Below are 21087 nucleotides of genomic sequence, written 5' to 3'. Positions count from 1 at the left end.
TCGCACGTTGCTGACGACGGGCGCCACAGGTCCGAGGACGACCAGCGCGACGTCCCTCTGCTGGGGTTGAGTCCGCTGTCCCGGGTGCGTCTGGACGAGTTGTTGCAGGAGATGCTCGTACGGGTCGGCGAGGTCGTCACCAGTCGTGAGCGGCTGCGTGCTCTGCTCGACGCGGTGGTGGCGATCGGCTCCGACCTCGATCTTCGCACCACACTGCGCCGCATCGTCGAGGCCGCGTGTGAGCTGCTCGACGCCCGCTACGGCGCGCTCGGTGTGATCGGCCCGGACCGGCTCCTGACGGAGTTCATCACGCACGGCATCGACGCCGAACTGCACGCCCGGATCGGCGACCTGCCGCACGGTCGGGGTGTGCTCGGCCTGCTGATCGCCGACCCGCGGCCGGTGCGGATGCCGGACATCACGAAGCATCCCCAGTCATACGGTTTTCCACCGAACCATCCTCCGATGCACAGTTTCCTCGGTGCTCCGATCCGCATCCGGGATCAGGTCTTCGGCAACCTCTACCTCGCGGAGAAGCGGGGAGCCGCCGAGTTCACCGAGGATGACGAAGAGATCGCCGTCGCGTTGGCGGCCGCCGCCGGCGTCGCGATCGAGAACGCCCGGCTGTACGCCGTCGCCAACCGTCGTGAGCGTTGGCTGGCCGCCACCGCCGAAATCACCAGTGTGCTGCTGGGCGAGGTCCGCCGCACCGACGCGCTGGGCCTCGTCGCCCGCCACGCCCGCGAGGTCGCGGACGCCGAACTGGTGCTGGTCCTGCTCTACGACGAGGAGGCCGGCCAGTTCACCATCGAGGTCGTCGACTCGATCGACGGCGCGGCTCCCCCGCTGGTCGGCACGGTGCTGCCGGCCGCCGAGACCACCTTCGCCGCCTCGGTGACCGACCGCCGGCACACTGTCGTCGAGAGTCTGGCCAAGGCGGCACCCTGGCTCGCACCGGTCACCGACGGTCCGGCCGTCGTGTCCCCACTGTCGGCGGGCGAGACCCTGCACGGCGTCCTGGTCGTGGCGTACCCGGCCGGTCAGGTGCGGCAGAGCGACGACGACGTGCCACTGCTGGCCAGCTTTGCCGCGCAGGCGGCGCTCGCCATGGAACGCGCCCGCGCGCAGGAGGAACGGGAACTCCTCGTCGTCCTGGAGGACCGTGAGCGGATCGCCCGTGACCTGCACGACGTGGTGATCCAGCGGCTGTTCGCCACCGGGCTGCAGTTGCAGAGCAGCGCGCCGCTGATCGCCCGGCCCGAGGTCAGCCAGCGGATCAACGCCGCAGTCGACGAGCTCGACTCCACGATCCGGGACATCCGGCGAGCCATCTTCGAACTACGGACCCCGATGAGCGCGGCCCTGCGGACCGAGATCCGCGACGCCGTGGACGCCGCCGCCAGGTCACTGAGGTTCCGCCCGGCACTCGAGATCTCCGGACCGATCGACAGTGCCGTGCCGGACGCCGTACGCCCGGACCTGCTCGCGGTGCTCCGGGAAGCGTTGTCCAACACGATCCGACACGCGCACGCGAGCCAGGTCAAGGTGCTGGTCGAGGTCAGCGGACCACGGCTCACCCTCACCGTCGACGACGACGGGGTCGGCACGAGCCCCGACGCCGCCCGCGGCGGCCTGGTCAACCTGCGCGAGCGTGCCGCCGGCCTGGGTGGTGAATTCGCTGTGGAACCAGCGGAACCCCGCGGGACGCGCCTGTGTTGGAGCGTCCCGCTCGGCGACTGACGGTCAGGGGTGCGGGCGGAGGAGCCGGGTGGCCAACACCGCAGCCTGCGTACGCCGTTCCAGCCCCAGCTTCGCCAGCAGGCTCGACACGTAGTTCTTGACGGTCTTCTCAGCGAGGAACATCTTTCCGGCGATTTCCCGGTTGGTCAGCCCCTCGGCGACGTACCCCAGGATCCGGCGCTCCTGCTCGGTCAACATCTCCAGCTCGCGCGGCTGCTCGACGCCGTTGCGGATGCGCTCCAGCACCCGCTGGGTCACCGCCGGGTCGAGCAGCGACTGGCCGGCCGCCACCCGGCGGACCCCGTCGACGAGGTCGGTGCCGCGGATCTGCTTGAGCACATATCCGTCAGCTCCCGCCATGATCGCCGCGAACAGCGCCTCGTCGTCTTCGTACGAGGTGAGGATCAGACCCCGGATCGACGAGTCGACGGTGCGTACGTCCCGGCACACGTCGATGCCACTGCCGTCGGGCAAGCGTGCGTCGAGGATCGCCACGTCCGGCCGCAGTGCCGGGATGCGCGCCGTGGCCTCCCGTGCCGACCCTGACTCACCCACCACTTCGATGTCGCCGGCGGCGTGCAGCAGGTCGGTCAGACCACGGCGGACGACCTCGTGGTCGTCGAGGAGGAACACACGGATCATCTCCCCTTTCTACAGGTGCGGCTCCGGTGGACACAGGGCCGAAGGTCCCGTCACCCGCGGGTGGACAGGGACCGGGGGCCCGCACCCTTGGGACGTCCGGCCCTGCCGGTGCGGCCCGGCTGACGCGATGGTGAGGGCTGGGTCCACACCAGGACCTGGCCGGGCTGACCTGCATCTCTGCGCCGTGAAGGATGTGCCGCGATGATCAGCACCACGTTCACACCTGCCGGGCTTCGCGCTGCGGTGGCCGCAGCGATTCGGGCGCCGTCACTGCACAACAGTCAGCCGTGGCGTTTCCGACTCTCCGACGGTGGCATCGAGGTGCGGATCGATCCGGACCGGCTGCCGCAGGTCGGTGACCCCAACCGCTGGGCGGCACGGCTCAGTTGCGGCGCCGCCGTGTTCAACCTTCGCCTGGCCCTCGCCGTCGCTGGCACTCCGGCGGAGGTACGGCTCCGTCCGCATCCACATGATCTGGATACCGTGGCCCTGCTGGTCCCCGCCCGACCACGGCCCGCGACTCCGGCCGAGCAGGACCTGTATTCCGCGATCCCCCGACGGCACAGCAACCGCAGGCCGTTCTGGCCGAACCCGGTAGCGGCGGACGCACGGTGGCGTCTGATCGAGGCCGCCCGGGCCGAGGGCGCATGGCTGGAGATGGTCATTGGAGCGGGCGCGGTCCAGACGGTCGCAGAGATCGCCCGCAGCGCCAACCGGGTGCTGGAACGCGACTGTGCCTACCGGGCGGAGCTGACGCGGTGGATCCGCACCTCGCCCGCCGGTGACGGCATCCCGGTCGAGGCGGGCGGGCCGGTCCCCGAACCGCAGGACCTGCTACCCCAACGGGCCTTCGGGGTACGCACCCGCGCGCCCGGCCGGGACTTCGAACCTGAACCACTCGTCGCTGTGCTCGGTGTCCAGGGCGACAGCGCCACCGACCAGATCACCGCCGGCCAGGCGCTGCAACGCGTGCTCCTCACCGCCACCGACAGCCGCCTCGCCGTCTCCATGCTGTCCCAGCCCATCGAGGTACCCCGAGCCCGCGAGCAGCTGCGACTGGCCCTCGGCAGGTACGGCACGCCTCAGATGGTCATGCGGATCGGGTACGGGCAACCGGGTGGGCTTTCCGCCCCTCGCCGCGACGTCGACGAGACGATCGACCTCGCCTGACCGCAGGACCCCGATCTCGTGGGAGCAGGACAGAGGTCCCACCGGACAGGGATTTGGTCCCGTCGCATCGATGCCCTGTGGTCCTACTGGCACCGCGCCGGTTGCCGTGAACTGTAGTTGAGCGCCGGTCGACCAGGCTGGCGGCAAAGATGGAGGATGCCATGAACGCCATCGTCCCCCCGCGTCTCGACAGGACTCCCCGCAGCGCGTCGGGGACCGAGTCGGCGGCAGGCACCACCGGCACGCCGGCCACCGGTGGCGGCGCCACCGCCCGGACAGTGGCCAGGTACGCCTGGTTCGCCGCCCGGATCGGGATGGGCTTCACCTTCCTGTGGGCATTCGTCGACAAGCTGTTCGGCCTGGGCTACGCGACCCCGGACGGTAAGGGCTGGGTCGACGGCGGCCACCCCACGAAGGGCTTCCTCGCTGGAGCGGAAGGGCCTTTCGCCGGCTTCTACCACAACCTCGCCGGCACCACGTTCGCCGACATCGCCTTCATGGTCGGCCTGGCCGCCATCGGCGTCGCCCTGCTGCTGGGCATCGGGATGCGAATCGCCGCCGGAGCCGGCGCGCTGATGCTCATCATGATGTACACCGTCGTGCTGCCTCCCAAGACCAACCCGATCATCGACGACCACCTCATCCTGGCCGTCCTGCTCATCGGGATCGCCGCCGCCGGAGCCGGCGCCACCTTCGGCCTCGGCCGCTGGTGGGCCAGCACTCCCCTGGTCCGGAGACTGCCCTGGCTCACGTAGTCGCCACCGACGAAGGCCGGCACCGCCAAGGCGGTGCCGGCCTTCGTCATGTCACGTCAGTCTGGGCGGAGCCAGGCGGGAGAAGAACCTAGACGAGACCGTTGAGCAGCTGCCGAGCCATGACGATGCGCTGCACCTGGTTGGTGCCCTCGTAGATCTGCGTGATCTTGGCGTCGCGCATCATCCGCTCGACCGGGTAGTCCCGCGTGTAGCCGTAGCCGCCCAGCAGTTGCACCGCGTCGGTGGTGATCTCCATGGCGGCGTCCGAGGCGAAGCACTTGGCTGCCGCGCCAAAGTAGGTCAGATCCGCGTCGCCGCGCTCCGACTTGCCGGCCGCCGCGTACGTGAGCTGCCGGGCAGCCTCCAGCTTCATGCCCATGTCGGCGAGCATGAACTGGATGCCCTGGAACTCGGCGACGGCCTTGCCGAACTGCCGGCGCTCAGCCACGTACCCCTTGGCGTAGTCGAGCGCCCCCTGCGCGATCCCGACGGCCTGCGCGGCGATGGTGACCCGGGTGTGGTCCAGGGTCTTCATCGCGGTCGCGAAGCCGGTGCCCTCCGCGCCGATCATCCGGTCGGCGGGGATCCGCACGTTGTCGAGGTAGACCTCGCGGGTCGGCGAGCCCTTGATGCCGAGCTTCTTCTCCGGCGCGCCGAAGCTCACCCCGGCATCGGACTTCTCGACGACGAAGGCCGAGATGCCCCGGGACCGCGCGGACGGGTCGGTGACGGCGAAGACGGTGTAGAACTCCGACACGCCGGCGTTCGTGATCCAGCGCTTCACCCCGTTGAGCACCCAGTGATCCCCGTCACGCACCGCCCGGGTGGTCATCGACACCGCGTCGCTGCCCGCCTCCGGCTCGGAGAGGCAGTACGAGAACATGGCCTCACCCGCCGCCACCGGCGTCAGGTAGCGGCGCTTGAGCTCCTCGGAACCGGACAACAACAGCGGCATCGTGCCAAGTTTGTTCACCGCCGGGATCAGCGAGGAGGACGCGCACGCCCGGGCGACCTCCTCGATCACGATGGCGGTGGCCAGCGCGTCAGCGCCCGCGCCGCCGTACTCCTCGGGAATGTGCGGTGCGTGGAAGTCGGCCCCCCTCAGCGCGTCGTAGGACGCCTTGGGGAACTCTCCGGTCTCGTCGGCCTCGGCGGCGTGCGGCGCCACCTTCGCCGTGCAGACCTCCCGGACCGCGTCCCGGATCGCCACGTGCTCCTCGGGCAACCGGTAGACGTCGAACGACTCGCCTGCGGCCATGTCGGCCCCTCCCCTTCACCGCTATCATGCGCAGTCTGTGACGACTCCTGACCGCCGACCGCGCAGACTGAAGACTAGCGACTGCAGTTCAGGTGATGTTACCGGCGCGTAGGCATGGGCATGCGGGTGCACCCACGCCGCTGGGCGATGATGGAGGCAGACAGTGAGCCACCCCTTCGGTGCCCCGCATAGGCGCCCCGGCAGAATGCGACGCGACGACGCGCCGCCAGTGCGAGCGGAGAAACAGGCGTGACGATCCCCTATCCCACCATCCAGCCGACCCCCGCCATCGCCGCGGTGACACCGCCCTCGGGCGCTCCTCGGCCGCGGGTGACGTTCCTGGGGACTGGCTACCTCGGTGCGACGTACGCCATCTGCTACGCCGAGCTGGGCTACGACGTGCTCGGTTTCGACGTCGACGCGGACAAGATCGCGATGTTGAACGCCGGTCAGGTGCCCATCCACGAACCCGGCCTGGACGAGCTGCTGCGGCGCAACCTCGCCGCCGGACGCCTCCGGTTCAGCACCGACATCGCCGAGACCGCCGAATTCGGTGACGTGCACTTCATCTGCGTGGGCACCCCCCAGCGGGCCGACGGGATGGGCGCCGACCTGTCGTACGTCGAGGCGTCGGTCACCAGCCTCGCGCAGCACCTGACCCGCAAGGCACTGATCGTCGGCAAGTCCACCGTGCCGGTCGGCACCGCGGACTGGGTGGAGCAGCTCGTCGGCAAGCACACCCCCGGCGACCTTGACGTCGAGGTGGCGTGGAGCCCCGAGTTCCTCCAGGAGGGCTTCGCCGTCGACGACGTCCTGCGCCCCAACCGCATCGTCGTCGGCGTGAAGAGCGAGTGGGCCAACGGCATGCTCTACGCCGCGCACAAGGGCGTGTTCGACCTGGCCGCCACGGAGGACCGCGAGGTGCCCCTGGTGGTCACCGACTTCGCCACCGCCGAGCTGGTCAAGGTCGCCGCGAACGCCTTCCTGGCCACCAAGATCTCCTTCATCAACGCGATGGCCGAGGTCTGCGAGGCGTCCGGTGGCGACGTCACCCAACTGGCCCGCGCGATCGGGTACGACCCGCGGATCGGCAACCGGTTCCTCCAGGCCGGCCTCGGCTTCGGCGGCGCCTGCCTGCCCAAGGACATCCGCGCCTTCCAGGCCCGGGCCCAGGAGTTGGGCGCCGGCGAGGCGCTGCGCTTCCTGCACGAGGTCGACCTGATCAACCTCCGCCGCCGTACCCGCGTGCTCAACCTCGCCGCCGATCTGCTCGGCCGCCGCTCCGGGCCTGCCGGCCCGGACTTCTCCGGCACCCGGATCGCCGTGCTCGGTGCCACGTTCAAGCCCAACACCGACGACGTCCGGGACGCCCCGGCGCTCGCCGTCGCCGCGCTGCTGCACAAGGCCGGCGCGGAAGTGCACGTGTACGACCCGCAGGGCACCGAGAACGCCCGCCGCGCGGTCCCCGAGCTGACCTACGAGGCCGGCATCAACGAGGCGGTCGCCGGCGCCGACCTGGTCTGCGTCCTCACCGAGTGGGCCGACTTCCGCAACGCCGACCCGGTCGCCCTTGGCGAGCTGGTCAACGGCCGCATGGTGGTCGACGGCCGGAACTGTCTCGATTCGGCACTGTGGACCCAGGCCGGCTGGGAGTACCGGGGCATGGGCCGCCCCTGACCGCACGACCTCAACCGGCCGGCCACCGAGCATTCGGTGGCCGGCCGGTGTCGTTGTTTGCCCCGGACCCGCCGACAAGAGTCGAAATCCGCGCCAGCTTTGGGCATGCTGCGACAGTGGAAGTCCACAGTGCGGGTGGAGGGGTGTCGTGGCGACCTTTCAATGCTCCTCGTGCGGCCGGGAGATCAAGCCGGCCGTGCGATGCCCGCACTGTGGGGCTGATCAGCCGCAGTGGGTCGAGCACCTGGCGGACATCGAGCGTTCGATCGCGGAGATGAAGGCCCGCGACGCCGCCATCGCCCGCGAGCAACGGCAGATCGCTGCCAAGATGCAGGCTGCGCTCTTCCAGCGCGACATCCTCGCCCACGCCGGCGAGGAGCGACTCAAGCAGGCCACCCGGCCACGTCGGGTGCTGCGCCGCCGTGCCGGCCGGCGGCCACCGACCGCCACCAACGGAGCGCCACCCCGGGTGCCCCGGCAGAACACCCCGCCCACCCCGGAGGACCCGCCGCCGCCCCCGCCCCGGGCGAGGTGGCTGGACGCGGACGACCCGGAGCACCCGCCGGAGGCGTCGTCGCGCGAGGTGCAGAACATCCCCCTCGGGCTGGGCGCGCTGCTGCTCGGGGTGGCCGCGGTGGTCTTCGCCGCGGTGGCGACCAGCTCGATGGACGCGGTGGCGCGGCTCGGCATCCTGCTCCTGGCCACCGTGCTGATGCTGCTCGCCCCGCCCGCACTGGCCCGGCGCGGGCTCACCTCGACCGCCGAGACCATCGCCGCCGTCGGCCTGCTGCTGGTGCCGCTCGCCGGCAACGCCCTCTGGGCGGTGGACCGGATCGGCACCGGCGGCGGCTCCGCCACGGTCTTCAGCGGGGTGATCTTCGCGGTCACGGCAGCCGTCGCATTCGGCTACGCCCGTTTGACGGGCCTGCGGGCACCCCGTTTCGCCACCGTCCTCGCCGCGCAGCCGGTGCTGCCGCTGCTGGCGTACGACCGGATCACCGGGCCGGGCGGCTGGGCGCTGGTGCTGACTCTGGTCGCCCTCGTCGACCTCTGGCTGGCCCGTTCCGGCGTGGCCCTGGAACGCCCCGTCCGGCAGGACCTGCCGGTGCCGGGCACCCCGTCGGCGCCCCGCCAGCGGAGCGCTGAGAGCCGACCGGAGGGCGACCCGGAGGAAGCCGGCGAGCTGATCGACGCCAGCGCGGGTTCCGCCGACACCCTGCCGCTGCGCCCGGTGCCCGGGCTACGCGAGCTGACCTGGTTGCTGCACGCGGTGGCGGTCGCCGTCGCCCTGGCGTACGCGGTCACCGCCCTGCTGCGGGCACAGACCGTGCCGACCGCGACCGGCGCCGGGATGGTGCTGCTGCTGGCCGCCGCGGTCGGGCTGGCCGGCGCGCTGGTGCTGCGTCGACCACCGCTGCCCGACGTCGCGGCCGGCATCGTCACCCTGGCCGTGATCGGCGCACTCAGCCGAATCGCCTCGGTGGCGCTGCCCGACCGGGCGTTGCTGCTGATCGCGGTGGTCATCACGGTGACCGGGCTGGCAGTGCGCGCCGTCCCCGAGACCGCCCGGCGTGGCCCACAGATCGCCTCGGCGGTGGCGCTGACCGTCAGCGGTGTGGTGGTCGCCGGAGGCGCGCTACGCGCCGGGGTGGCGCCGGTCCGGGCGTCGCTGCCCGCCTGGGGTGCCGACCTCAGCCGGTACCCGGCCGAGCTGGCCGCCGCGGTCGGGCCGAACACGTGGCAGCTCGCGGGCGCCGCATTCCTGCTCACCATCGCGGCGGTGCTGGCGCTGCCCCCGGAGATCCGCCGCGAGTTCGCGGTCGCCGGCGCGGCGCTGACCGCACTCGCCGTTCCCGCCTCGTTCGGTCTCGGCTGGGCGGCGGCACCCTGGCCGATGGTGGCCACCTCGATCGGCATCGGCGTCATCGGGCTCTCCGCCCGCACCGACCGAGCCGCGGTGGCACACGCCGTCGGTGCGGCCGTGGTGGGCCTGTTCGGCGCCGGCGCCAGCCTCGCCAGCCCCACCCTCACCGCCGCGGTCCTGCTCACCCTGTTCGCGGCCGGCACGCTGGTCGCCCTGGCACCCCGGGTCCGGATCGCCTCGGCCGCCTCCGACACCGTCACCGCCTGGGCGGCCGGAGGCGCCGCGTTCGCGCTACCCGGGGCGGTGGCCGCGTTCGTGGCCGCCACCATGCCGACCGACCCGACCCCCACCCCGGCCAGTCTCCGGGAGGTGACCGTCCCGGTCCTGGCCGCCAGCTTCCTGGCGGTCTGCGTGACCCTCGGCTACGCCGCCGTCGTGCAGGTCTCCCAGCGCCGCATCCCCGCGCCGCTGTCGGTCGGCACCGGGCTGGGCGCCCTGGTGGTCACCGCCGCCGCGTTCGGCGCACCCGGTGCGACCGTCGCCGACGCCTGGGTCGGCGCGCTGCTGCTGGTCGCGGCGGTGTTGCTCTTCCTGGCCCCGTCGATCGACGCCGGCCGACGCGCCGACCTCACCCTGGACGGCTCGGACCTGGCCGCCGCCGCGGTCACCACCGCCCTGATCGCCACCCTGGTGCGGATCGGTGCGGTGCTCGCCCCGGGCGGGCAGTTGGCGGTGGCCGCCGCACTGGTCCTGGTGGTCGCCGTGGCAGCACGCACCATGCCGGAGGAGTGGCGACGCGGGCCGATCCTCGGCCTCGCCGTCGGCGGTGCCCTCATCGGCGTACTCGCCGGCTGGTCCGCGGTGCGCGGTGGCGTCGGTGTGCTCGCCACACCCGGTCCGATCTGGAAGGGCGACCTGATCGGTTGGCCCGCCGCGCCGGTCGGCGGCTCCACCTGGCAGGCGCCGGTCGCGCTGGCGCTGTTGGCCGTCGCCGCAGGCATCCTGCTCCCGCCGCCCTGGCGGTGGGACGTGTCCGGCGTGGCGGCGGTGCTCGCCACGATCGGCGCGCCGGCCGCGTTCGACCTGGCCTGGTGGTCGCCGGTCCTGATCGGCGGGATGGTCGCCACCGTGTACGGCATCGCTGCGGTCGCCACCGAGGAGGCCCGCGCGGGCCTGTCCCGGGCCACCGTGGCAGGGGTGGTCGCGTTGCACGCCGCCGGAGCCGGCCTGGTCCGACCCTGGACCACGGCGCTGGCCCTGGGCAGCATCGCGCTGATCGGCGTGGTGGTGGCCGCGCTGGCCCGTGTGCTGGCCGGCCCGCAGGTGACCGACATCGAGACCGAGGGGATGCCACCGCACCTGGCGCAGATCGGCGGTGCGGCGATCGGCGCCGCGTTGCTGGCCCTTCCCGGCTCGGTGGCGGCGCTGGCCGCCGAATTCGACCACTCGGCGGAGGTGGTGCTGACCGCCGCGCTGGCCGCGTCCAGCCTCGGCCTGGCCGCCGTGGCCGCGGTCCGCCGGGAGGTGCCGCAATATCTGCCCTGGGTCAGCGCGGCGGTGGTCGGTGGTGCCAGCATCAGCGCCCTCGCCGCCATCCCCACCGGCCTCGCCGCGGGCGTCTACGCGGCCGCCGCCGCCCTGCTCGGCGTGCTGGCCGAGCTGATCCGCGCGGCCACCGTGCCGCCCACCGGCGCCGCCCAGCCGGTCCGGCGTTGGGCGGTACGGCTCGACGGGGCACTCCGTCGACTGCCGGACGACCCGGAGCGACGGCGGTGGCGGTTCAACCCAGCGGCCGGCGCATTGGCCGCGGCGGCCCTTCCGACCGCCCTGGCGCTCGCCTCGATCACGCCCGCGCTGGTCACCGCCCTGGTCGAGCCGCACCGCACACTGACCCGGATCTGGCAGGGCCCTCCGCCGGAGCTGCTCACCCCACCGCCGGACGTGGTCAACCCGACCCACGTGCTGACGGCCCTGCTGCTCACCGCGACCGCCGCGCTGGCCGCCACCGGGTTCAGCGGTGGGCGACGTTCCCGGGCCGTCCCGGTGGTGCTGCCCGGAGCAGCCGTCACCCTGCTGATCGCGCCCACCGCGCTGGGCCGGGGCTGGCCGGCCAGCAGCGTCGCCGCGCTCTCCGTCTTCACCATCGCGATGCTCGGTCTCGCGCTGACCCCACCGCCGCCGCTGGCCGAGCGGGCCCGCTCGCTGCGGCTGGCCCGGGTGCTGGTGTTCGCCATCGGTCTTGCCGGTGGCAGCGCCGGGCTCGCCGGCAGCCTGGCCGACCGGCAGTTGACCCTGTTCACCCTCGGCAGCGCCGTCGGGGTGGGCGCGGTCGGTGCGTTCTTCGGCATCACCCAGCGGGCGCGCATCCTCGGCTGGCTCTTCGCCTCACTCATGGCGCAGCTCTTCGTGCTCACCGCCGGCCTGGTCGCCGGGCTGGCAGCGGTCTGGTCCGCGTTCGGGGTGCTCGCCGTCGGAGCGGTCCTGCAGGTGCTCGCCGCGACCCTGCCCCGGCTGCGCCGCCCCGAGGCGCAGCGCGAGGCCTCCACAGTCGAATGGAGCGGCTACGCTGCCGCGCTGATCGCCCTGGCCCTCGCCTTCGACTCGCCCCGGCACATCGCCGCCCTGCTGGCGGCCTGGGGTGCGGTCCTCGGGGTGGCGGCGACCCGACCCGGTCGTCGGCCGGTGGAACGCCGCATCCTGTTCTGGGCCGTGGTGGTCTGCGAGATCACCGCGTGGTGGATCCTGATGCGGGTCGCCGACGTGGCGCTGCCCGAGGCGTACACGCTGCCGTTCGCCGCCCTGGCCCTGCTCGTCGGGGTGTTGGAGCTGCGCCACCGAGCGGACCTGAGCAGCTGGGTGGCGTACGGGCCGGCGCTGGTCGCCGCCTTCGTACCGACGCTGGCCATCGTGCTGGCCACCGAGTCCAGCACGCTGCGGCAGATGCTGTTGTTGCTCGGCGCGGTCGCGGTGCTGATCTTCGGCTCGTCCACCCAACAGCAGGCACCGGTGATCGTCGGCGCGTCGGTGACCGCGATCACCGCGATCCACGCCCTGTTCAGCCTCGGCCCGTGGCTCGCGCTCATCCCGGTCGGCATCCTGCTGCTCGTGCTCGGCGCGAGCAACGAGCGCCGCCGCCGCGCCCAGGAACGCCTCCAGACCGCGCTACGCGGCATGAGGTGAATCGGAGGGGCCCTGCGGCGTGGGTGAGTGGGCGCGGTGAGTGGGCCGGGTTCGCGGCTGGGGTCGATCATGGAGTTGTGGTGGGTGACAAAAGCCCCCAAGGTGCCTTCTTATCGGCACCACAACTGCATGATCGACGAGGCTGGGGTCTGACGCGAGCTACGGGAGGGTTGCCTGGAGGGCGGCTTCCTTGCTCGCCACCAGCTTCTCCAGGTCCTCCTGGTAGGTCGTCATCCTGGCGCGCAGGCCGTCGTCGCTCGCGCCGAGGATCCGCACGGCGAGCAGGCCGGCGTTGCGGGCGTTGCCGATCGACACGGTGGCCACCGGGATCCCGGCCGGCATCTGCACGATGGACAGCAGCGAGTCCATGCCGTCCAGGTGCTTCAGCGGCACCGGCACGCCGATCACCGGCAGTGGCGTCACCGAGGCGACCATGCCCGGCAGCGCGGCGGCACCTCCAGCCCCGGCGATGATCACCTTCAGGCCCCGGTCTGCGGCGTCCCGCCCGTACTCGATCATCGCGACCGGAGTCCGGTGCGCCGAGATCACCCGCACCTCGTACGCCACGCCGAAGTCGTCCAGCACCTCGGCGGCGGCCCGCATGGTCGGCCAGTCCGAGTCGCTGCCCATGATCAACCCAACCGTGGCCACTGGGGTCTCCTTCTCGACCGAGGTGCTCACTCGTGCCCCTCACGCAGCCAGCGCGCGGCCCGCGCCGCGCGTGCCCGTACGTCATCCAGGTCGTCGCCGAGCACCGTGACGTGCCCGACCTTCCGGCCGGCTCGCACCTGCTTGCCGTACAGGTGCACCTTGGCGCCCGGCTCGGCGGCGAAGAGGTGGTGCAGCCGCTCGTCGATCGACATTCCGCCCGGCTCTCCGCCGAGCACGTTCGCCATCACCACCACCGGCGCGGTCAGCGAGGTGTCGCCCATCGGGTAGTCCAGCACCGCCCGCAGGTGCTGCTCGAACTGCGAGGTGCGGGAGCCCTCGATGGTCCAGTGCCCGGAGTTGTGCGGCCGCATGGCCAGCTCGTTGACCACGATCGCGGGCCGACCGGCCTCGTCGCGCACCTCGAACAGCTCCACGGCCAGCAGGCCGATCACGCCGAGCGCGGTGGCCAGGTCGATGGCGAGCTGCTGGGCGGAGACCGCCAGCTCCTCGTCCAGGCCGGGCGCCGGGGCCAGCACCTCCACGTTGATGCCGTCCCGCTGCACCGTCTCGACCACCGGGTACGCGGCCACCTGACCGAACGGCGACCGGGCGACCTGCACGGCCAGCTCCCGACGCAGCAGCACCCGCTCCTCGACGATCAGCCGGGTGCCGCCGGCGAGCAGCGTTGCTGCCAGCTCGCCGGCCTGGGTCGCGTCGTCGACCATCCACACGCCTCGGCCGTCGTAGCCACCGCGCGCCGCCTTGAGCACCACCGGCCAGCCGACCTGCTCACCGAAGTCGACCAGGTCGGCGGGCTCGCCGACCGGCCGCCACAGGGGGTTGGGGGCGCCCAGCTCGGTCAGGCGTTCCCGCATGACCTGCTTGTCCTGGGCGTGCAGCAGCGCGTCCGCCGGCGGGTAGAGGGTCACCCCTTCCGCCGCCAGCGTGCGGATGTGCTCCGAGGGCACGTGCTCGTGGTCGAAGGTGACGACGTCGCAGCCCTTGGCGAAGGTGCGCAGGGCGGCCAGGTCGGTGTGGTCGCCGTACTGGACGTCGGCGGCGACCAGCGCCGCGCCGTCGTCGGGGGCGGTCGCGAGCACACGCAGTGACTGGCCGAGGGCGATCGCGGCCTGGTGGGTCATCCGGGCCAACTGGCCGCCACCCACCATGCCGACAACAGGCAGACCGGTACGGGAATCCATAGCGCGGCCAGCCTATCCGGGCCATCGGCACGCCCACCCGGAGGGCCGGCACCCGCGCCGCCGGCCCGGTCGGAGACGGGCGGTGCCGGGAGCGCGGGCACTACAGGGCGTGGCGGTGCGCTCAGCTGAGCTCGGCGACCAGCTCCTCGACCGAGGTCACCGGCCGCTGGCAGACGAACCCCCGGCAGACGTACGCGGCGGACTGCCCGTCGACCAGCGGACGGTCGGCGAGCAGGGGCACACCGGGCTGGTCCGGTTGCCCGGCGACGACCACGGCCCCGGGCGGGGCGTGCCGTCGAGCCGCGGCCACCAGGGGATCGCCAGCCGGGTCGTCGGTCACCACGGCGATCTCGTACGGCCCGGAGAGCAACGCCTCACCGACCATGGCGGCGTAGCCGGTGAATCGGGGGTGCTTACCGACGATCGGCGCGACAGTGGTGAGCGCCGCCTCGGCGGCCTCCCGGTAGCGCGTCTCCCCGGTCAGCGCCGAGTACGCGACCAGCCCGGCGATCAACGCCGACCGGCCGGACGGGGTGGCGTTGTCGGTCGGGTCAGCGGGCCGGGCCACCAGCCGTTCCGCGTCGTCGGCGGTGTCGTAGAAGGCACCACCGGGCGCGGCGAAGTGCGCCAACGCGGTGTCCAGCAGCTCGCCGGCCAGCGTGAGCCAACGGCCCTCGCCGGTGAGCTGGTGCAGCGAGCAGAAGGCCTCGGCAACGCAGCCGTAGTCCTCCAGGACGCCGGCCGGCTCGCCGACCCTGCCGTCCCGGGAGACCCGGCGCAGCCGGCCGTCCACCAGGTGCACGGTGGCCAGGTGCTCGGCGGCGTCGCGCATCGCGCCGTCGGCGACGATCGTCACGCCGTCCATCAGGTTGGCGTCCTCGTCCTGCGGAGACGCGTACAACGCGGCCACCTGGAGGAACTCGACGATGGCGGTGATCGCCAGGCCGTTCCAGGCGGCCACCACCTTGTCGTCGCTGGCCGGCTGCGGCCGGGTGTCCCGGGCACTGAGCAGCCGCCCGACGACCTCTTGCCAGCGGGCCCGCACCTCGGGTGCGGCGTCGTCGACGTCGCGGGCCAGCCGCAGCACGCTCATGCCCTCTTCGAAGGTCCCCTCGTCGGTGACGGCGAAGAGGTCTGTGGCCCAGCGGCCGTCCTCCTCACCCAGCGCCTCGACGAGCTGCGCGGGTGTCCAGGCGTAGGTGAGCCCCTCGACGCCCTCGGTGTCGGCGTCCAGCGCGGACGCGAAGCCCTCGCCCGGCCGGTGCAGCTCGTCGGCGAGGAAGCGGGCGGTGTCCCGCGCCACCCGCCGGGCCAGCGGGTCACCGGTGAGCCGCCACAGCTGGGTGTAGAGCCGCAGCAGCAACGCGTTGTCGTAGAGCATCTTCTCGAAGTGCGGAACCGTCCAGTGCGCGTCGACCGAGTATCGGGCGAAGCCGCTGGCGAGCTGGTCGTAGATGCCGCCACGGGCCATCGCCTCGGCCGTGTGCCGGGTGATCTCCAGGCTGCGCGGGTCGCCGGTGCGCTGGTGGTGGCGCAGCAGGAAGAGCAGGTTCATGTGCGGAGGGAACTTCGGGGCGCCCCCGAAGCCGCCGTTCGTGGCGTCGTACTCGCTGGCCAGCCTGCTGGCCGCGGCGTCGAGCAGCGGCGCGTCCAGCGGGGCGGTGGGGCCGCCCACGGCCTGCGCACCGCCGATCGCCTCGACCACCGCGGCGCCCTGGCGCACGACCTCCTCGCGCTGCTCCCGCCAGGCGGTGGTGACCGACTGGAGCAACTGGACGAAGTTGGGCCGCGGGAAGTAGGTGCCGCAGAAGAACGGGGTGCCGTCCGGGGTGGCGAAGACAGTCATCGGCCAGCCACCCTGGCCCGTCATCGCCTGCGTCGCGGTCATGTAGACCGCGTCCACGTCGGGGCGCTCCTCACGATCCACCTTGATCGACACGAAGTTGTCGTTCATCAGGGCGCCGACCTGCGCGTTCTCGAACGACTCGTGCGCCATGACGTGACACCAGTGGCAGGCCGCGTAGCCGACCGAGATGAGCACCGGGACGTCCCGCCGTTTCGCCTCGGCGAACGCCTCGTCCGACCAGGGCCACCAGTCGACCGGGTTGTCCGCGTGCTGGAGCAGGTACGGGCTGGTGGCGTCGACGAGTCGGTTCACGCCCACGACCATAACCAGCCCCGGCGCGGACCGCGCGGGCTCCGCCCGGATGGCCCGGCGGCCGGAGCCTCAGGACCGGGTTGCGGCGGCCCGGGCCAGCGGCCCGGGCCGGCACCCGTCAGCCCTTCTTCAGCCGGACCACCGCGGTGTCGGCGTCGGGACCGACGAGTGCGGGACGGTCAGGAGGCGCCGTCGGCGCGCAGCCGGAACACGTTCGACTCCGCCGAGTCGCGCAGCGTACCGAGCACCGCGCCGATCTTGTCGGCCGGCATCGGCTTGAAGAAGTGGTAGCCCTGCGCGGAGGTGCATCCCAGCTCGGCCAGGGCCATCCGCTGCTCGGCGGTCTCGACCCCTTCGGCGACCACCCGCAGGCCCAACTCGTGGGCGAGCCCCACTGTCGTCCGTACGATCGCCGCCGCCTCCGGCGAGTCCGTCATCCGGATCACGAACGAGCGGTCCACCTTCAACTCGTCCACGGCGATCCGGGTGAGGAAGGTCAGCGACGAGAAGCCGGTGCCGAAGTCGTCGACCGCGAGCTGCACGCCCATCGACCGGAGCGTGGCCAGCACCTCGTCGATGACCTCGAGCTCACTCATCACGACCGTCTCGGTGATCTCCAGAACGAGCCGGTGCGGCGGCACCTGGTGGCGGCGCAGCGCGTCGGCGATCTCCGCCGGCAGCCGGGGGTCGAGCAGGCTGCGGGCCGACAGGTTGACCGAGATCGGGACGTCCAGCCCTTCACGCGCCCAACTGGCGGCCACGCTGAGCGCCTTGTCCAGCACGTACCGGGTGAAGGTGCCGAGCTGCTCGCTGTTTTCCACCGGCCGGATGAAGTCGGCCGGGCTCAGCCATCCGCGCCGGGGATGCTGCCAGCGGATCAGCGCCTCCACGCCGGTGGGCGCACCCGTGGCCAGGTCGACCGCCGGTTGCAACGCCAACACCAGCTGGTCGTCGACCAGGAGCGCCTCGCGAAGCTCGGCCAGCAGGGCGAGCTGGTCGGTGCTGGCCGCGTCCCGGGTGCCGTCGTACACGGCGACGTTGCCGCCGCCCTCCTTGGCCTGGTACATCGCGATGTCGGCCCGGCGCAGCAGCTCGGTCAGGTCGGCAGTGCCGGCGTCGGCCACCACCACCCCGACGGAAACCTCGATCGACATCCGTACGCCGGCCACCTCGGTCGGCGCGGCCAGCCGTTCGGCGATCTCGCGGGCCTGGCGCAGTGCATGGGCCATCGGCGCGGCCCGGTCACCGAGCACCGGCACCGCCGTGAGCAGCATGGCGAACTCGTCGCCACCGAGGCGACCGAGCAGGTCACCGGGGCGGACCAGCGCGTCGAGCCGGTTCGCGGTCAGCCGCAGCAACTGGTCGCCCGCGGCGTGACCGAGGGTGTCGTTGACTTCCTTGAACTGGTTGATGTCCAGCAGGAGCAGCGCCACCGGATGATCGTGCGCGAGCTGCCGCAGCGACTGGTCGCCCTTGCCGAGCATCGCCGCCCGGTTGGCCAGCCCGGTGAGCGGGTCGTGCACCGCCTCGTACGACGAACGGGCGGTCACCAGCCGCAGCTCGCGGTGGGTCGCGGCGTCGTGCAGCGCGGCGGCGAGCGCGTCGCCGAACGCGGCCACCGCGTCGCGTTCCCGCGCGGTGGGCGGGGCCGAGCGGGGGAACCGCACCCGCAGCCGACCGACCGGTGCGGCGCCGACCGACAGTGCCCGGCTCAGCTCGTGCTCGTCGGGCTCCGACTGGGCCGGTGGGTCCGTCTCGCGGTCGACCAGTTGACCGCCGGCGTCGCCCCGGTACCGGTGCCACCGGCCGTCGGCCCGCGCCACGTCGACGTCCACCAGCTCGGCGTTGAACAGCGTCAGCCCTCCGGTGACCGCCGCGGTGGCCACGCCGCGCTCGTCGAGCTGGTTGAGGGCTGCGGTGGCCTCGGCGAACGCTCTCCAGGTGCGGCGCTCCTGATCGGAGCGCAGCCGGTAACCGTAGGTCTGTTGCAGCAGCCAGAGCAGCGGCGGCAGCAACAGCAACCAGCGCGGGTCGAGTTCCAGGAGGGCGACCACGACGAGGCCGACCGCCACGTTGCCGACGAACATCAACAGCTTGCCGCGCAGCGCGGCAAGCAGCGGCGGCCCGATCGGCAGGCCGTGCCGCAGGCCGAGCGTCACCCCGCCCAGCCAGGCGGTCACCAGGAGATAGGTCACCGACCCGGCGATCAGGGCCAGCGCGAGCTTCGGGGTGGGCGGGGCGAGCAGCGGTCGCCCGAGTGCGGTGGTCACGGAGACGGCCAGTGCCGACGCGGCGGCCAGCGACGCGGCGATCCGGACGAGTTCCAGGACCGGGCGGCGGTCGTTGTGCAACGAGAGCATCGTCCAGGCCAGCCCGGTGCCGAGCAGCGTGGCGGACGGGAGCCAGCCGGCGGGAGCCAGGTAGAGGCAGACGATCAGCGCGGCCTCGCCCCAGGTGATGCTGACCATGCCCGCGGACGAACGGAACCGCAGTCGGGCGAGCTGGGCGAGAGCGAGGACGGCGACGGCGATGCCGAAGCGGGCCGGACCGCCGAGGGGGTCGTCGACCGGCAGCCTGACCGGCAGGGTCAGCCCGACTGCGGCGGCGGCCACGGCGGTCAGCGCGACGGCGGTGGTGAGCACGAGCAACCGGACCGGTGTGCCCCGCACCCCGAGCCGGTCGAACGAGTCACCGGCTGGACCGGAGGTCATCGACCTCCCCCGTCAGCCGGCCGACCGAGGTTACGGTGGGCGGCCGCTGCTGTGCTGGTCATCGGCGCCCCCTCCCGCACACGGCTCGGGGACTTTTGGTCCCCCCGGCGGAAGGCTAAGCCAAACCGGGTGGCCGCAACAGGGGGCGACCAACCGGTTCGGCGTGATTCATGCGCGGACTACCCGTTCCGCTGCTGCTGGTGCCCATTGGGAGCGGGCGTGGATGAATCACGCCCCCCGGTCCCGTCTGTCGGATCGACGACTGCCGCATCGGCCCTGGTCGGGTCGGTCGGCCCCGCCTGCTGCGGAAACCGGTCGGGCAGGCGGCGCAGCCGAGCGTTCATGTTGCGGATCAGCAGGACGGTCGCGGTGGCCAGCAGCAGGATGAGGAACAGGCCCATCGGCCCGGCCAGACCACCCGTGCGGGTGTCCCCGAAGTTGTTCTCCGCGAGCACCTGGGCAGCGGTCAGCATGGCGTTCCTCCGATGTGCGGTTGGTAACCAGGGTAGACCCGACGGAAATCAGCGTGCGTGGGCCGTCTCCCGTACGCCGGCGAAGAGATCCGACTCGGGCATTGGGCTGTCGACCATCGAGCGGGCCAGCTCGTAGTCCTCGGTCGGCCAGGCGCGCTGCTGCAGCTCCATCGGAACCTGGAACCAGAAGCCGTCCGGGTCGACCTGGGTGGCGTGGGCGCGCAGCGCGTCGTCGCGAACCGTGAAGTAGTCAGCGCACTCCACCCGCGTGGTGATCCGGGGACCCTTGTCGGGCCGGTCCTCCCACCGCTTGAGCCACTCCTCGTAGGGCGACTCCCGACCGGCGGCCAGCATGCCCTCGTGCAGGGCCATGATCTTGCCCTTGGAGAAGCCGATGTCGTAGTAGAGCTTCAACGGCTGCCAGGGCGCGCCCAGCTCCGGGTAGCGCTCCGGGTCACCGGCGGCCTCGAACGCGGCCATGCTCACCTTGTGGCACATGATGTGGTCCGGGTGCGGGTAGCCGCCCTCTTCGTCGTACGTGGTGACGACGTGCGGACGGAACTCGCGCATCAGCCGCACCAGCGGCCCGGCGGCCACCTCGACGTCCTGCAGGGCGAAACAACCCTCGGGCAGCGGCGGCAGCGGGTCACCCTCGGGCAGGCCGGAGTCGACGAAGCCGAGCCATGCCTGGTCGACGCCGAGGATCGCCCGTGCGGCGTCCATCTCGGCACGCCGGATCTCGGCGATGTTGGCCCACACGTCCGGCCGGTCGAGCTTGGGGTTGAGCACACTCCCGCGCTCGCCGCCCGTGCACGTCACGACCAGGACGTCCACCCCCTCCGCGACGTACTTCGCCATCGTCGCTGCGCCCTTGCTCGACTCGTCGTCCGGGTGCGCGTGCACGGCCATGAGACGCAGTTGCTCTGCCAACTTCGGCGCTCCTCGTCTGTGCCGGACGGTGGACCCGACCGGGCTCGACCGGCTGACCTGCCGGGATCTTTCCTCACCGCACCCCAGTCGTCGGTCAGCAGCGCGGGCATGACCTGCCATTCCTGCCGCTGGACCGGGTGGGAGGATGGGACTCTGTCATTCTTGCTGATGCCGCCGACAACAACGCCAGGAGATACCCGCCGGTGACCGAGACGCACGCCACAATTTCACGAGGTGCTCCGGTTTTCCCGGCCGGGCGCTACGGCCGCCGCCGCGCACCGGGCGGACGGCGGCGACGCACGTTGCTGGCGGCGGTGGTGCTGCTGGCACTCGTGGCCACGCTGACCGTGATCTCCGTCCGGCTCTACCGCCAGTACGGTGACCCGGTCTATGACGCCCAGGTGATCACCTACACCGACATCACGGACAATCAGGTGCTGGTCGACTTTCGGGTGACCGTGCCGTCGGGCGGATCGGCGGTCTGCCTGCTGCGTGCCCGGGACCGCGCGGGCGCCGAGGTGGCTCGCGAACAGGTCACGGTGACCGCCGAGCCCGGCAGCCGGCACGTGACGACCCGGCACCGCCTGGCCACCACCGCACGGCCGTTCATCGGCGAGGTCATGCGCTGCCGACCGGTGTCCTGACCTGCCATAACAGCCCCGGCCACGAGGGCCGG

At 72.4% G+C, this 21087-nt stretch carries 14 protein-coding genes; 6 read left to right on the top strand and 8 right to left on the bottom strand.

The annotated features are described in order from the left end of the window. The first annotated feature begins 111 nt into the window (after positions 1-111). On the top strand, positions 112-1740 hold the full coding sequence (locus tag CLT68_RS11110; RefSeq protein ID WP_247667708.1) for a GAF domain-containing sensor histidine kinase: 1629 nt from the start codon (positions 112-114) through the stop codon (positions 1738-1740). Between the two features lie 3 nt (positions 1741-1743). Here CLT68_RS11110 and CLT68_RS11105 read toward each other — a convergent pair whose 3' ends face one another. Then, entirely contained in the window at positions 1744-2382 is a 639-nt protein-coding gene (locus CLT68_RS11105; RefSeq protein ID WP_088946276.1) for a response regulator, read from the bottom strand. 201 nt (positions 2383-2583) lie between these two features. On the opposite strand from CLT68_RS11105, the gene CLT68_RS11100 reads away from it, so the two are divergent. Both CLT68_RS11100 and CLT68_RS11095 read left to right on the top strand, forming a co-directional pair. Beyond that, a complete protein-coding gene (locus CLT68_RS11100; RefSeq protein ID WP_486482135.1) occupies positions 2584-3552 on the top strand; it encodes an Acg family FMN-binding oxidoreductase in 969 nt (322 codons plus the stop codon). A gap of 161 nt (positions 3553-3713) precedes the next feature. Then, positions 3714-4307, top strand: coding sequence for a DoxX family membrane protein (locus tag CLT68_RS11095; RefSeq protein ID WP_099850640.1), 594 nt, complete (start codon positions 3714-3716; stop codon positions 4305-4307). Positions 4308-4395: 88 nt separating this feature from the next. Here the strand turns inward: CLT68_RS11095 and CLT68_RS11090 are convergent, their stop codons facing one another. Further along, positions 4396-5565, bottom strand: a complete 1170-nt coding sequence (locus tag CLT68_RS11090) for an acyl-CoA dehydrogenase family protein (RefSeq protein ID WP_088946274.1) — start codon at positions 5563-5565, stop codon at positions 4396-4398. Positions 5566-5814: 249 nt separating this feature from the next. On the opposite strand from CLT68_RS11090, the gene CLT68_RS11085 reads away from it, so the two are divergent. Next, on the top strand, positions 5815-7242 hold the full coding sequence (locus CLT68_RS11085) for a UDP-glucose dehydrogenase family protein (protein ID WP_099850637.1): 1428 nt from the start codon (positions 5815-5817) through the stop codon (positions 7240-7242). Positions 7243-7390: 148 nt separating this feature from the next. After that, positions 7391-12286, top strand: coding sequence for an SCO7613 C-terminal domain-containing membrane protein (locus CLT68_RS11080; RefSeq protein WP_099850634.1), 4896 nt, complete (start codon positions 7391-7393; stop codon positions 12284-12286). Between the two features lie 159 nt (positions 12287-12445). Here CLT68_RS11080 and purE read toward each other — a convergent pair whose 3' ends face one another. From purE to mca, 6 genes are all read right to left on the bottom strand, one after another. Further along, on the bottom strand, positions 12446-12937 hold the full coding sequence (purE, locus tag CLT68_RS11075) for a 5-(carboxyamino)imidazole ribonucleotide mutase (protein ID WP_099857022.1): 492 nt from the start codon (positions 12935-12937) through the stop codon (positions 12446-12448). Between the two features lie 26 nt (positions 12938-12963). Then, the gene (locus tag CLT68_RS11070; RefSeq protein WP_099850632.1) at positions 12964-14139 is read right to left on the bottom strand and encodes a 5-(carboxyamino)imidazole ribonucleotide synthase; all 1176 of its coding nucleotides are present in this window, start codon (positions 14137-14139) and stop codon (positions 12964-12966) included. A gap of 121 nt (positions 14140-14260) precedes the next feature. Beyond that, on the bottom strand, positions 14261-16297 hold the full coding sequence (locus CLT68_RS11065) for a thioredoxin domain-containing protein (protein WP_099857020.1): 2037 nt from the start codon (positions 16295-16297) through the stop codon (positions 14261-14263). A gap of 179 nt (positions 16298-16476) precedes the next feature. Next, entirely contained in the window at positions 16477-19008 is a 2532-nt protein-coding gene (locus CLT68_RS11060; protein WP_099850630.1) for a bifunctional diguanylate cyclase/phosphodiesterase, read from the bottom strand. A 179-nt stretch (positions 19009-19187) separates the two neighbouring features. Continuing rightward, positions 19188-19481 (bottom strand): hypothetical protein, encoded by a 294-nt coding sequence (locus tag CLT68_RS11055; protein WP_099850628.1) that lies wholly within the window; start codon positions 19479-19481, stop codon positions 19188-19190. A 48-nt stretch (positions 19482-19529) separates the two neighbouring features. Continuing rightward, positions 19530-20411 (bottom strand): mycothiol conjugate amidase Mca, encoded by an 882-nt coding sequence (mca, locus tag CLT68_RS11050; protein ID WP_099850626.1) that lies wholly within the window; start codon positions 20409-20411, stop codon positions 19530-19532. A 203-nt stretch (positions 20412-20614) separates the two neighbouring features. On the opposite strand from mca, the gene CLT68_RS11045 reads away from it, so the two are divergent. Next, positions 20615-21055, top strand: a complete 441-nt coding sequence (locus CLT68_RS11045) for a DUF4307 domain-containing protein (protein WP_088946267.1) — start codon at positions 20615-20617, stop codon at positions 21053-21055. Positions 21056-21087: the final 32 nt, after the last annotated feature.

This window comes from Micromonospora sp. CNZ299 (genome assembly GCF_002754415.1).
This window is presented reverse-complemented; position numbering and strand designations above follow the sequence as displayed.